General features: G+C 60.1%; 13 protein-coding genes. 8 read left to right on the top strand and 5 right to left on the bottom strand.

The genetic code is table 11. The annotated features are described in order from the left end of the window. The first annotated feature begins 185 nt into the window (after positions 1–185). From HB376_RS14270 to HB376_RS14260, 3 genes are all read left to right on the top strand, one after another. Complete coding sequence (locus tag HB376_RS14270; RefSeq protein ID WP_213764308.1) at positions 186–1,622, top strand: sigma 54-interacting transcriptional regulator; 1,437 nt, start codon at positions 186–188, stop codon at positions 1,620–1,622. A gap of 16 nt (positions 1,623–1,638) precedes the next feature. Beyond that, a complete protein-coding gene (locus HB376_RS14265; RefSeq protein WP_213764307.1) occupies positions 1,639–1,887 on the top strand; it encodes a DUF2164 domain-containing protein in 249 nt (82 codons plus the stop codon). A 120-nt stretch (positions 1,888–2,007) separates the two neighbouring features. Then, complete coding sequence (locus tag HB376_RS14260) at positions 2,008–2,274, top strand: hypothetical protein (protein WP_255631336.1); 267 nt, start codon at positions 2,008–2,010, stop codon at positions 2,272–2,274. Positions 2,275–2,305: 31 nt separating this feature from the next. Here the strand turns inward: HB376_RS14260 and HB376_RS14255 are convergent, their stop codons facing one another. Continuing rightward, the gene (locus HB376_RS14255) at positions 2,306–3,379 is read right to left on the bottom strand and encodes a helix-turn-helix transcriptional regulator (RefSeq protein WP_213764306.1); all 1,074 of its coding nucleotides are present in this window, start codon (positions 3,377–3,379) and stop codon (positions 2,306–2,308) included. A 279-nt stretch (positions 3,380–3,658) separates the two neighbouring features. Here HB376_RS14255 and HB376_RS14250 point away from each other — a divergent pair, with 279 nt between their 5' ends. From HB376_RS14250 to HB376_RS14240, 3 genes are all read left to right on the top strand, one after another. After that, positions 3,659–3,877, top strand: coding sequence for a hypothetical protein (locus tag HB376_RS14250; protein ID WP_213764305.1), 219 nt, complete (start codon positions 3,659–3,661; stop codon positions 3,875–3,877). Between the two features lie 140 nt (positions 3,878–4,017). Continuing rightward, a complete protein-coding gene (locus tag HB376_RS14245) occupies positions 4,018–5,241 on the top strand; it encodes a serine hydrolase domain-containing protein (RefSeq protein ID WP_213764304.1) in 1,224 nt (407 codons plus the stop codon). A gap of 80 nt (positions 5,242–5,321) precedes the next feature. Further along, complete coding sequence (locus tag HB376_RS14240) at positions 5,322–5,615, top strand: H-NS histone family protein (RefSeq protein WP_213764386.1); 294 nt, start codon at positions 5,322–5,324, stop codon at positions 5,613–5,615. 71 nt (positions 5,616–5,686) lie between these two features. Here the strand turns inward: HB376_RS14240 and HB376_RS14235 are convergent, their stop codons facing one another. Next, entirely contained in the window at positions 5,687–6,253 is a 567-nt protein-coding gene (locus HB376_RS14235; RefSeq protein WP_213764303.1) for a lipocalin family protein, read from the bottom strand. A 640-nt stretch (positions 6,254–6,893) separates the two neighbouring features. Between HB376_RS14235 and HB376_RS14230 the strand changes: the two genes are divergently transcribed. Next, complete coding sequence (locus tag HB376_RS14230; protein ID WP_213764302.1) at positions 6,894–7,847, top strand: AEC family transporter; 954 nt, start codon at positions 6,894–6,896, stop codon at positions 7,845–7,847. Between the two features lie 171 nt (positions 7,848–8,018). Here HB376_RS14230 and HB376_RS14225 read toward each other — a convergent pair whose 3' ends face one another. Continuing rightward, positions 8,019–8,306: a DUF4148 domain-containing protein gene (locus HB376_RS14225; protein WP_213764301.1), complete on the bottom strand. Its 288-nt coding sequence runs from the start codon at positions 8,304–8,306 to the stop codon at positions 8,019–8,021. 599 nt (positions 8,307–8,905) lie between these two features. On the opposite strand from HB376_RS14225, the gene HB376_RS14220 reads away from it, so the two are divergent. Continuing rightward, complete coding sequence (locus tag HB376_RS14220) at positions 8,906–9,460, top strand: NADPH-dependent FMN reductase (protein WP_213764300.1); 555 nt, start codon at positions 8,906–8,908, stop codon at positions 9,458–9,460. Between the two features lie 83 nt (positions 9,461–9,543). Here the strand turns inward: HB376_RS14220 and HB376_RS14215 are convergent, their stop codons facing one another. Together HB376_RS14215 and HB376_RS14210 are read right to left on the bottom strand one after the other, a co-directional pair. Next, the gene (locus tag HB376_RS14215; protein WP_213764299.1) at positions 9,544–10,785 is read right to left on the bottom strand and encodes a hypothetical protein; all 1,242 of its coding nucleotides are present in this window, start codon (positions 10,783–10,785) and stop codon (positions 9,544–9,546) included. A gap of 194 nt (positions 10,786–10,979) precedes the next feature. Beyond that, entirely contained in the window at positions 10,980–13,241 is a 2,262-nt protein-coding gene (locus HB376_RS14210) for a hybrid sensor histidine kinase/response regulator (protein ID WP_213764298.1), read from the bottom strand. Between the last annotated feature and the right edge of the window lie 239 nt (positions 13,242–13,480).

Below are 13,480 nucleotides of genomic sequence, written 5' to 3'. Positions count from 1 at the left end.
AATACGGGTCCAATGCGCTCCATGCGTCCTGAATAATGTCTACCTATCGAGACAAAATCGAGACAACGCGCTGACGCAAAACTCGCCCGAACGGCCGGTCACATAATGTTTGACAGCCATCTTGCTGGATTTCCACATTTCGAGATATCCTGTCTCCATATCGAGAAAACCCCGCGAGACACTGGATGCACAACGACTGGACGCATGTCCCCGTCGATTACAGCGACGTTTTGCGTCGCGCGATGGATTCGCTTTTCAAGACCTTCGAGAATTTCAGCGAAGGCACGTTTATCGTCGATAAAGAATCGCGGGTTGTCTGGATCAACAAACGCTACGCGGCGCGCTTCGGGTTTTCGGACCCGCAAGAGGCGATCGGCCGCGATTGCGAAGCAGTGATTCCGAACAGCCTGATGCGCGAAGTCGTGACAACGGGCAAGCCGATCCTGCTCGATCTGCTGGAAACGGATCGCGAGCCGCTGGTTGTCACGCGCCTGCCGCTGAAGGACGATTTCGGCCAGACGGTCGGCGCAATCGGGTTTGCGCTCTTCGACGAAATGAAGGCCCTCACGCCGCTCTTTTCGCATTACTCGCGCGTGCAGCAGGAACTGATCGCGACACGGCAATCGCTCGCGCAGGCGCGGCGCGCCAAATACACATTCGCGAGTTTCGTGGGGACGAGCGCCGCGAGCCTCGATGTCAAGCGCCAGGCGCGACGCGCGGCGCAAGTCGATTCGCCCGTGCTGCTGTCCGGCGAAACGGGCACGGGCAAGGAATTGCTGGCGCACGCGATTCACGGCGCATCCACGCGCGCGGCGCGGCCGCTCGTGACCGTGAACGTCGCGGCGATTCCGGACACCTTGCTGGAAGTGGAGTTTTTCGGCGCGGCGGCGGGCGCGTACACGGGCGCGGATCGCAAAGGCCGTGTGGGCAAGTTCGAACTGGCCGATGGCGGCACGCTCTTCCTCGATGAAATCGGCGATATGCCGCTCGTGCTGCAGGGCAAGTTGCTGCGCGTGTTGCAAGAGAAGGAGTTTGAACCGCTGGGATCGAACCGGATCGTGCGCACGGATGTCCGGATCATTGCGGCGACGTCGGCGGATTTGCCGGCGCTGGTCGCCAGCGGCCGGTTTCGCGCGGACTTGTTTTATCGGCTGAACGTGCTGTCCATTCACGCGCCGCCGTTGCGCGAGCGGGCGGGGGATATCGAGGCGCTGGTGTACGCCATGCTCGAAGAGCTTTCCGCCGATGCCCGCCCGCGTCACGCCGGCCAGTTCGTGCTCCACGACGACGCACTGCGCGTGCTCGCCGCGTATTCGTGGCCCGGCAACGTGCGCGAATTGCGCAACGTGCTGGAGCGCGCGGTGATGTTGTCGGACAGTGAACATATCGATGCCCGCGCGCTCGGCGCCTTCATGGGTACAGAGGCGTCGCCGGAATCCGCAGGCATGCCCGAAGAAACCGATACGACGTCCTACGCCGAAGCCATGACGGGCTTCGAAAAGCGTTTCCTCGCGGAAGCCCTGCGTGCAAGCGGCGGCCGCGTGGCCGAGGCGGCGCAGCGGATTGGCATTGGCCGGGCGACGATGTACAAGAAGATCGTTGCACTAGGCATAGACGTTTGAACCACGAGCAAAAAACATGAGCAAAGACACGAACAAGATGGTGTTATCCCGCGAGCACGAGGCGCTGGCCATCGACCAGTTGCAGCGGCTGGCGCAAGAACGCTTCGACGCGCGGCTTGGTCAGTTCGAGGCGAAGGAATGGCTTGATGAGTTATCGAAGATCATTGGCGCGCATTTCTACAACCAGGCACTCGCCGATGTAAAAGCGAAGATCGATGCCCGCGTCGAGATGATCGACAGCGACATCTGGGGGCTTCAGAAGTAGCGCGAACGTATCCGGAAAGATGCCCGGAGAGCGCAGGATCCGCGCTCCAGGGAGGCAAGCAGAAAGCTCCGCGTGGCATACTCGCGGAATCAATAAAAACAGCGTTAAAAGGGGTTCCGGATGAAGATTTCCAGCGTACGAGCATCGCGTTTTCTGGCGCTGTTGCCGCTTGCGGCTGCGGTGTCGGTGTTGTCTGCGTGCAGCAGCGCGCCGCCGCTTTTTTCATCCGATGGCCGCCCGACCAGCATGATCCAGTGCCCGACTAACGGCGGCTGGAGTAATTGCCAGGAAAATGCCCGTGCGTTGTGCGCAGGCAGTTACGACGTCCTCGATCAAAGCAGCGACAACGGCCAGAACAGCCTGTTGATCGCGTGCAGGGCGAAATAAGGCCCGCCCTTGTTTCATCCAGGCCAAGGCTCTAGTTCCGCGCCGGGTGCGCGGGCAGATTGAGCAGCAGGCGAATCAGATCGACCTGACGATTGGTCGCCGTCTTCTGATAGATCGCCTGCAATTGCTTGCGCACGGTGTCGTGCTGCACGCCGATTTTCCCGGCTATCTCCTTGGGCGTGCGCCCTTCCGCGATATGACAGGCCACGCGGCACTCCGCCGGCGTCAGGTCGAACGCGCTCGCGAGCAGATCGGGATCGACAATAGGCGGTGAATCCGGGTGATAGAACGTGATCAGCGCGGCATGCCCGCGGCTCATTGCGACCGGGTGATAAAACACGTATAGCGCGTCTTGACCCGCAGGCTCCCTGTGGGGCTCTTCCGTCAGCCGACGCATTCGATACACCGGCGCCATGTCTGCCGCCGCGCCGCATTCATCCAGAATCCGCCGTTGCGCCGCGCCTTGCAATTCAAGCAATCCGTCGACAACCTGAATCAACCGGGTCCTTCCCAGCATCTGGGTGGCTGCGTCGTTAAAGCGGAGCACCTTCCCGTTCAGTGCGACGAGCATGGCAGGTTGACGCCATTCATCGAGAAAGGGAACACGGGCGAAAAGCTCGGGCGTCGCGAAATAATGTGCGTCCTGAAGTTGTGCAGCGCGCGAAAGATGCGGCATCAGGCGATCGAGCCAGCGTGGCTCCGACTGAGTTAGCGCCTCCCCCTCCGATACAAACTCGCAGACCAGCGTGATCAGCAATTCGCTGGTATCGAGAATATGCCGGTTTGAAATATGTCCCGACGCGCTTATGTTCGCGGAATCAGCACGCTTCTGATCCGATCTGAAGCGCGCAAACGATTCAATTGAATTCTTCGCCACTTCCGCCGGCCGATATCCGGAGGTGTTGTAATAATCCGTATTCTCCGGATATCCCACATTTTCGGAATGCAAATTAGCAGGTTGCTTATTGCTGACGGTTATCCAGACTGCGCGGGCGCCAATCAAGCCGGCAATCGCAGTACATACAGCGTGCCACGCGCGAGGACGCGCAAGCGTTTCGTATATAGCATTGACAGCCTGATCGTATTGGTCGCTTTCAAAAAGCATCCATTTCCTCCTGTCATGCGGATAATTTGCCGATCCGGAACGCCGGCTTATTGCGTTTTTACTGTTCCGCATTTGCGGAATATACAGCACCCCGCATGTTTCGATACTCTGCAGGAAGTCCTTCCACGGCCTGTGCTGCCTCCTTCTGGCGGCCCGGGCCGCGCATTGTTCGAACTCATGGCATCCAGTTTATGACACCGGAAAACGGTTATCTGTTCCGTGTGTTGCTTCGAATTCGTTTCATAAAAAGTAAAAATAACATCTACCTTGGAGTAGTGAATGAATCACCGGCAAATAGAAACGGATATTCTCCATCTGGAGCAGGTAATCGGAAGAATTTCCGCTGATGACCGTATCCCATTGTCTTACTGGCGTAACCGGGTTGATTTGGTCGCATCCTGTGCGCTTGTGCCCGCTCAGCAATCCCGCATGCAGCGAGTCAACGACAGGCTCGAACAGCTCGAAGCCAGTATCGGATTGAACTGCTCGCTGGTTTAAAGCTGGTGTAAGATTTCGATGGTCTGATTTTTCCCGTTTTGTGTCATGGAGTTACAACCCGAGGTAACTCTTCCCCTGGAGTCCCATTTCAGGCGTGCTTAAATGATGTGCTGAGAAATGCGTACCAAGAGGGATATTGAATGTCAGACGCGGGATTCAGCACCACGCGCCTTCAGCGCACTCGTACCGCGATGCAGCAGTTCGTCGAGACCGGTGACGTTGCCGGCTGTGTCACCCTGGTCTGGCGGCATGGCGAAATAGCCCGGGTCGACACACTGGGCCACAGCGACAGCGACACCCTCACGCCCATGACACGCGACACGCTGTTTCGTATTGCTTCCATGACGAAACCCGTGACGAGCGTCGCTGCCTTGATGCTGGTGGAGGAAGGCCGCATCGCGCTCGATGACCCGGTGTCACGCTGGTTGCCCGAACTGGCCAACCTCAAGGTACTCACCGACCCCTCCGCGCCGCTCGACCGTACAGAACCCGCCCGTGTACCCATCACGTTGCTGGATCTGCTCACGCACCGCGCCGGGTTCGCCTATCACTTCACCGCGTTCGGCGCGTTAGCCGGCGCTTACGGCAATATCTTCAACGACGTCGATGCATCGGTTGATCCTGGCGCATGGCTGAACCGCGTGGCCGAGCTGCCCCTGATGTTCCAACCCGGCACGCGCTGGCACTACGGCATTTCCACCGATGTCCTCGGCGCGCTGATTCAGCGCATCAGCGGGTTGTCGCTTGAAGCGTTCTTCCGTACGCGCATCTTCGAGCCGCTGGCAATGGCAGACACGGGCTTCGTGGTGCCGCCCGAAAAACTCGCGCGCTTGTCGGTGGCCTATGCCATTGATCCCGCTACGCGACAACGCGTGGTGGAAGATCATCCGGCATCGAGCCGCTTTGCCAAACCCGGGCGTTTTCAAAACGGCGGCGGCGGTCTTGTTTCCACTGCCGACGACTATCTGCGTTTCGCGCGCCTGCTGCTCGGCCGCGGCCGTCTGCAAGGCGATGCCGATGAACGCGCGCGCGGTCCGCGCCTGCTGTCGCATCGGTCGGTCGACCTCATGCGCACGAATTTTCTGTCGCGTGATCAGCGCCGTATTCCGGCGTTCGGCCAGATCGCGTGGGCGGGCCAAGGGTTTGGATTGGGCCTGGCTATCGTGGACGATCCTGCGCAACAACGCACACTCGGTTATCGTTCCGTGGGTTCGTTCGGCTGGCCCGGTGCGTTTGGCACGAGCTGGTTCGCCGATCCGGTGGAAAACATGATCGGCATCCTGCTGATTCAGCGACGCAGCCTGGAACCCTTTCCGATGGCAGCCGTGTTCGAGCGCCATCTGTATGACGCCATCGACGACTAAGCGGTGACGAGTAAGAACCGATGACTGGCGTTATCACGCCATCTCCAATTCGGGCACATGCCGAACCCAGAGAGCAGCTTATGGCCACCTACAAGCAACTGACCGCCCAACTCGAAAAACTGCATAAGGAAGTTGCGATTGCGCAGCAGAAGGAAATCGCGGTTGTGATCGAGGATATCAAGCGCAAGATCGTTGACTACGATCTGACCGCCGAAGAGCTGGGCTTTTCCGCGAGGCGCGGCAAGCCGGCCAGAAAGGCGCCGCTGCCGCCGAAGTATCGCAATCCGAAGACCGGCGAGACATGGAGCGGGCGCGGGCGCCCACCCGCCTGGCTGGCAGGGCGCAACAAGGAACGCTTCCTGATTGATGCTTGAACACCTCCCGCTTGAACACCTCCCGCGTGAGCTTCGAAAAGGTTCACGCGTGATGGGTTCAAATGCGGGGTTCAATGCAGCGTCTCCCGCAACAAGGTCACGTCGTAGCCGAGCGAGCGTGCGCGATTGACCAATGCCGTGCGTTGCTCAGCCGATGGCTTCGCTTCACGCGTCAGGATCCACAGGTACTTGCCGCTCGGTTCGCCGACGATGGACCATGTGTAGTCATCGGCGTGATCGAGCACCCAGTAATCGCCCACGTAGAACGGTCCGAAGAACGACACTTTGAGCTTCGCGTTGTTCGTTTCCGGCACGATCTTCGCCTTCCCTTCGGACGACCTGAATGCTCCATTCACTCCGCCGTCCCGACATGAATTGATGATGGAAACCAGCCCGTCGTCGCGTTTTGCATAGTTCGCCGTGACCGCTTCGCAGCCGCGTTCGAAGCGGTTCTCATAGCGTGCAAATTCGTACCATTGGCCCAGGTAACGATCGAGATCGACCGGCTTCGCAGGCTCGGGCACCTGCGCGTTGCCGCTCTTTTTGCCGCCGGCCTTGGTGCTTGTGGCCAGCAGCCCCAGTCCGCCGATCACCAGCAAAGCCGTCATACCGATGGTGACGGATCGTTTGAATTTCATGATGGTCCTCGTTGTGTTGAAGCGGCATTTAAGCGGTAAGCGTCGCTGTATGAGCAAGCTTCGTTCCGTTGCTTCGGGTCCCGCATAGCCTCACCTATAGCGTGATGAAGTCATCGGAAAGCATTGGCAGCAAGCACTTAAAGCTCACCTTCACCCGTATCAACTGTTTTAACAACAGGCCGCAACTCGTTGATAGAGAACACTTTAACGTGGCGCATGCAGTCCGCTGCAAGACTCGCTCGAAGCACTTCATGTGCTTTCTCAACATCGAAGGATCACTCTCCCGTATAACCTCACCTATCGCGTCACTCACTTCACGCTCGGGCAAGCGGAGTGTCGAGTCCACGTCGCGTATCACCCATACGAAACGCAATGAAGATCTCAAGCCGATGTAGAAGCGAAGCCGTGAAAGCCTTATAGATAAAGGCTTACAGCGGTATACCTCAAGCACTTGCTGAGGCATGGTTAGCTCTTCGATCTAGTTAGCGATACTTGAAAAAAGCCTTAAGCGTGAGTTTTTGCCGGGTCATGCAACTCACCTCGCGCGGCTCCCGAAATCGCTCACCTTTATAAAGTCCGCTCTGCGGCAAGCGGATTCAGCCGCTATGCTCTTGGCCTCGTTCACTTGGCTCCGCTGCTCATGTCGTCGCTGGTCTCATCGCTTTTCACCCCGCTTCTGAGAATCATTCTTCCTGTGTTCGCGTTGATCTTCGCGGGTTACGCGTGTCGCAAGACTAATCGGCTAGGGCCGAATGCGTCGTCGGAACTGAATCGATTCGTGGTCTATCTGGCATTGCCCGCGTTGCTCTTCGACATCATGGCGACCACGCCGTGGCATGCGCTCGATCAGCCTGCGTTCATAGCAGTGTTTGGTCTGGGAGCGGGCGGGATATTCCTGCTGACGGTGCTGGTTCGATTAAAGCAATCACGTCATCTCGCCGATGCCAGCCTCGACGGTCTCAACGCTGCGTATCCGAATGCGGGTTTCATCGGCTTGCCGTTATGCGCGCTTGCCTTCGGTCACGCGAGCCTTGCGCCCGCGGTGATTGCCACGATCATGACGGTGTGCGTGCTGTTCGCCGTGGCTATTGTGTTGATCGAACTGGGGCTGCAGACGGAGAAGAAGTTTGTCGCCACGCTTGGCAAGGTGGTCAGGTCGCTGGTCACCAATCCGTTGTTGTTCGCGCCGTTCGCGGGGTGGCTATGCAGCGGAGCGGGGCTCACTATCTCGGGTGGTGCGGACACGTTTCTCAAGTTGCTGGGCGCGGCGGCAAGTCCGTGCGCGCTCGTTGCGCTTGGGCTGTTCCTCGGCGAGAAGTCAGAAGGCGGCGCGGCGAAAACCACCACGATGCTGGTCTTGGCCAAGCTCACTGCGCAACCGCTGCTGACGGGGTGGCTGGCGTTTCATGTGTTCGCGTTGCCGGTGTTGTGGGCGAAGACCGCCGTCATACTCAGCGCGTTACCCACGGGGACGGGGCCGTTCATGCTGGCGGAGTTTTATCGGCGGGAAGCGGCAGTGACGTCCAGCGCCATTCTGTTTTCCACGGTCATCTCGCTCGTCACGGTCACGGTGTGCCTTGCCGTGTTGACCTGATAGCGGACATCGCAAGACCCGGTTCGGTCGCGTTATGTTCAATATTTTGAACATAACGTCTATCTAGGGCGTTTGTGTTCTTTACGTTGAACATTAAACCGTGCGCCGATGACACATAACGCGGCACCAGCAATCGAATTCGCCGCGTTGCTGTGTCTTCCCCCGTTGCGCTTATTGCGCGCTCACGCGCATCCCGTTCGCTTGCGTCACGGTCGTGTCCGCACCCGATGTGACGCGTTCGAACCGCGCGGCTTGATAGGGCAACAACTGGGGATAACTTTCCGTGTGGATCGCGTCGAGCTCACCGCTCTGTTGTGCGGCGATCAGTTCGGCCCTCACCTCGGCCCGCGTTCTCGGCGCGTAGGCGTTTTGCTGCGCGGTGTCGATGGATTGAGCAAAGACGGGTGCCGACGAGACCATTACGGCGATAAACAAACTTCCGATAAGCGCGCGTTTCATGACGAATCCTTGACTGTTTGGAGACGGCGCGTTTCACGCCATCGATGTGAAGCAGTCTATTCAAATCACTATCGATGACCAATGTCGATTGAGAAAACATATTGTTGTTCATCGCGCATGAATGTGAAGTTCTATGTCGGCGCGCGCAGATGACCGCTCGCTCATCCCGGCCCGCAGCACTCCAATCATTGCGTTCTCCTGCAATGTGGTCTTCGGTCAATAACTTTTGACCACCGCTGGCAATAACAGCGTTCCTGCCGGCTTTCGCCACGCTCCTAGCCTTATTCCGCCAACGATCTGGCGGTTTAGTGCGAATTATTAAACATCTGCAAAGTTGTCCACAGATTCTGTGGACAACTTTGTGGAAATCATCTCGAAAATGGCTTGAAACGGGCCTGTCGCCCGGTATCGATCGAAATGCCCAGCTCGAAGCAGAACGTGACAAGAAACATGTACCGCCAGATGTCGGCCCGGGCGTCAATCCAACCCATTTCGGATAGCCTTGGCCCCGGTCGAACGCCTATGATGGATCGGCGGGTACGCGTCACATTCGTGGATGCAATTCATCCCTCCGCTTCATTCAGTCACCGGGACAAGCCATGACCTACAAGATTGCGGTTGTTGTTGGCAGCATTCGCCGAGAGTCATTTAACAAGCAGCTCGCGCACGCTGTAACGTCGCTTGCGCCCGCGGATTTTTCGTTCGAGTTCCTGGACATCGCGAGCTTGCCGCTCTATAGCCAGGACTACGACAGCGATTTCCCCGAAGTCGCGCGAACCTTTAAGGAAAAGATACTGGCGGCGAATGGCTTGCTGTTCGTGACGCCGGAATACAACCGTTCGATTCCCGGCGTGCTGAAGAATGCGCTGGACTGGGGATCGCGGCCGTGGGGCCACAGCGCGTGGGGCAACAAGCCGGGCGCGGTGCTCGGCACGTCGCCGGGTGCGACCGGTACGGCGCTCGCGCAGGCGCATCTGCGAAATGTGCTCGCTTACCTCGATGTAACGCTGATGGGTCACCCGGAGATGTTCGTCAAGCACGATGCGAACCGTATCGATGCCAGCGGCACGATCGTGAACGAGGACACGCGCAAGTTCCTGCAGAATTTCGTCGATAAATACGTCGCGTGGGTTCAGCGCCTTGCGACGGTTTAGACTGCAAAACGCCAACGGCCCGCTTTAGCGGGCCGTTGGCGTTTTAACGCGCTGCAACGCGCTGAATCGATGAGCAGCGCGAGTTACAGATGATGTTGATGCCCGGTCACACGCTCCCAGCCATGACGCACCGCGAGCTTGAAGCGCTCCCATGTGTCATGGCCGCCTGAACTGCGGCCTTCCCAGTCGTGGCGCAGTTCGGTTTCCATCGTGTCGTCCCAGTTGCGGCGGTGATAACGCTCGTCGCTGGCCGCTGTGACGCCGTATCGATACGCTTCCTCGTACTCTTCGTAACTCGTACCCGTCGCCGCGTACTTCGATTCGTAGTCCGTGCGAAACTCATCCTCGTACTCCATGTACTCGTCCGGCATCGTGCTCATCTCGCCCCGACGCGTCCCGAGCAAGGAGTCCCCGGTCTGGCTGAGCGACCCCGGAACCGGCGAGCCCGGCATGCTCGTGCTGGTGGCGCGTGCGGCACCCACTCGATCTGACGCTTCGGTTTCATCCAGCGGATCAAGCGGATCGACAGCGCGCCAGCCTTGGGCGGGAGTCGTTCCGGTCAACGGGTCCTCCGCGCCGGCCGCGCGCAATGTCGTTTCCTTCGTGTCTTGCCAGACCGTGCCGCTGGTCATCGGATCGCCACCTGTTGCGCGGTACGACGAATCGCTGCCGCCGGCAAATACATCGCGGCTGACCGGGCTGATCGGGTCGAGCGGCTGCACAGCCGGATCGTCACGATCCGCATGCGGATAAGCGCGTGCCCGGTTGGCATCGGCGCGAACGGGGTCAAGTGGATCTGCCGGCGGATTCACCGGCGCGTGTCCCGGTACGGCGCTGCCTGAGCCCAGGCCGAGTTCGTCGAGCAGCGAATGATCGCGGCTCCCGGCTTCATCGGTTACTGGCCGTGTCGTCCCTGCCGTGCGTGAATGATTCAGCGTGCCCCAACTGGCCGCGCGTTCGTCTATATCGATTGCGCCTTGCTCAGCGAGCGTCTGCCGCGCGGTGTTGGCGAGCGTCTCGGTTGCGGTATCGACGGCCACCAGCACCGCCCCGCGCCGCACGGCTTCGGAGTAATGCGCCACTTCGGGCGGTTGATCGCGGCCCCCGAACAGCATCGAAAAGAAGCGTTCGATATTCGCCAGCACACCGCCGGTTTCGGGGGGCTGCCCGGCGCCGGGCGCGAGAGCCGGGTCATCGGGCGAGGAAGGTTCGGGCGCGGCCTGGAGTTCGATGTCGGAACGCGCAAAACCCGACGCGACTAGTGCGCTGCGCGCCACTTCGGCCTGGTCGTAGGTATCGAAGATACCAATAACGGTGTGTCGCATGGCTGCCTCCTGAGTGGCCTGATTGGGTTGCGGCGCTTCAGACGGATTCGCCGCAATTCCCCGTCAGGCTCGCAACTCGCGTGCCGGGTCGCGTGCGTGCGCGCTGCGACGCCATGCAAAGCCCCGGACGACTCCGCCCGATGCCCGCCCGCGAGCGGATGTTTTTACAAACCGTGTGGAAAAGGCAGCTCGACTCAGTGCGGGGCTTCGCCGTGCTCGCGATTGTCGGCGCGTGCGCTCAAGTCTTCGCGAATGGCTTGCAGAAGCGAATCGAGCAGGGCGATATCGAACGGTTTGGACAACACGCGCGCATCGACCTGACGCGCCCGGTCCAGTTCTTCGGCATAACCCGTCACCAGGATCACCGGCACGCGCGGCGTCCAGCTTTGCAGGATCTCGGCCAGGTCGATGCCGTTCAGTTTGCCCGGCATGTGGATATCGGAGAGCACGACGTCGAATGGCAGCGCACCGTCATGCGTGACGTCGCGACGGGCCGCCTCCAGCATGGCGATCGCGCCGTCCGCGTTGAAGACATGCGTGACGTCGTGATTCATCATCGACAACAACGCTTCGGTGCCGGCAGCAACTTCTTCGTTATCTTCCACCAGCAGTACGCGCAACCCGTGCGATTCGCTGGCCGCGGCCGTGTCGTGTTGCGCGTCGAGCGCTTCGGGTGCGGTTGCGCTCGCGCGCGGCAGATAGAGCCGCACCGACGTGCCTGCGCCGACTGCGCTGTCGATAGTGGCCACGCCGCCCGCCCGCTCGCAGAACGCGAACACTTGCGGCAGGCCCAGCCCGGTGCCCATGCCTTTGGACTTGGTGGTGAACAAGGGTTCGAACGCACGGCCGAGGATCTCCGGACCCATGCCCGCGCCCGTGTCCTCCAGCGTCAACTGCACGAATTCGCCGATGATCGGAAACCCGTCCTCGTGTCGAAAATGCACGTTGTCCGCGCGGACCGAGAAGGTGCCGCCGTTCGGCATGGCGTCGCGGGCGTTCACGGCCACGTTGATCAGTGCAAGCTCCAGTTCGGCTGCATCGACGCGAACGGGCCACACATCGCTATTCGTTTCGAGATTCAGCGCGACCTTCGCGCCCAGCGATGCTTTCAGTAGTTCGCGGCAGGCCGGCAGCCACTTGCCGATCGCGATGGTCTCGTTGCGCAGCGGCTGCTTGCGGGCGACGCCGAGCAACTGACGCGTCAGCGACTGGCCGCTTTTAAGCGCACGTTCCATGGCCGACAACTCGCGATCCAGTCCGGTAGCGCCGCGTCGCCGGACAATCTGGACGTTCGTTGAGAGGATCATCAGCAGGTTGTTGAAGTCATGCGCGACGCTGCCGACCAGATTGCCCAGCGCTTCCATCTTGCGCGCCTGCCGGTAAGCCGATTCGATAGAACGACGCATGGACGCTTCCGCTTGCCAGCGCTCCCAGGCATCTTCTTCATTCGCGAGGCGGCGCAGCGACAACCAGATCACGCCCCACAACACCACGCACGGCGCGAACAAGGACAGCATCAATACGGTGACATGCCGATACCACGCGGCCCAGATGGTGGCGAGGGGATATCCGCTGGACACATACACCGGATAACTCCCCACCTTGCGGTACGCCACGATCTTCATTTGATTGTCGAGCCCTGAGCGCATTCGCACGACGCCGTTCCGCTCTCCCGACGCATACGCTTCGCGCAATGGCGAACTGGCGGCCAGTTCCATGCGCTCGGGCGGCCGCGCGGGATACCAGGCGAGCACGGCGCCGTCTGCGCGCGTGAGGCCGAGCGACACCGTGGAGTGTTCGCCCAGCAGCTCGCGATAGAACGCGCCAAAGTAGCTGGGACGAAGCGCGACGGTCACAATGCCGGCGAAGCGGCCATCCGGGGTCTTGCGCAGCACGGCCGTGTTGAACACGGTTTCCCCCGCCACGTTGCCGAACATCACGCGGGAGACGTTTTCAAACATCTTGTTGTCGCGGATGCCGACGAAGTCGTCGCGGGTTGCAATCGATACATCCGGCGAGGGGAAAACGCGGCTCGTGGCAATCAGGCGTCCATCCGGGCCGATAATGCTCACCGCCGCCACTTGCGGATAACCGCCGCCCATGGCCGCCAGTTTGTTGTGAACGGCGAGTTCTTCGCGGCGCAGGGTGTCGTCGTCCACGCCGTCGATCAGGTCGATCACGCGGGCGTTGAGCGTCTCGTTCATGTCGAAGACTTTCAGCGCATGTTCTTCGGCCACATGCGCGTTGCGGTCGACCACCTCGGCGGCATCGGCTTCGCGTCCTTTCAGATCACTCCACGACATGGCCGCAACATACAGGCAGGGCAAAACGATAGCCGCGATCAGCAGGACCCGCAGGGTCATGCGCTGGGCGGCGAAGTTACGCTCGGGTACCACGGGAAACGGCGGCTCGTCCTGCCAATGGTCAGCGCCCGATTCCTCGCGTTGCGGCGTCATGGTGATTCGTCGTCCCGATGTGAATGGCTGAGCGCGGCATCTTTATGCACCGATGAAGGCAGCGAATGCGGCACGCGGAATTGCGCGCATTTTAGCCGTTCGTTTGGTTGTCGCCCGCGCTCGGGAGAGAGAATGCGTGCATAAATCGTGCCTTTGCGCCGCTGAATCGATGTGCTGCCAACTACCCGGCATCGACGTTTAAAGCGCGGGGATTGGGAAGAGGTAATGCTCGGACGGGC

The organism is Caballeronia sp. dw_19, from assembly GCF_018449515.1.
Classification (GTDB): Bacteria; Pseudomonadota; Gammaproteobacteria; order Burkholderiales; family Burkholderiaceae; genus Caballeronia.
This window is presented reverse-complemented; position numbering and strand designations above follow the sequence as displayed.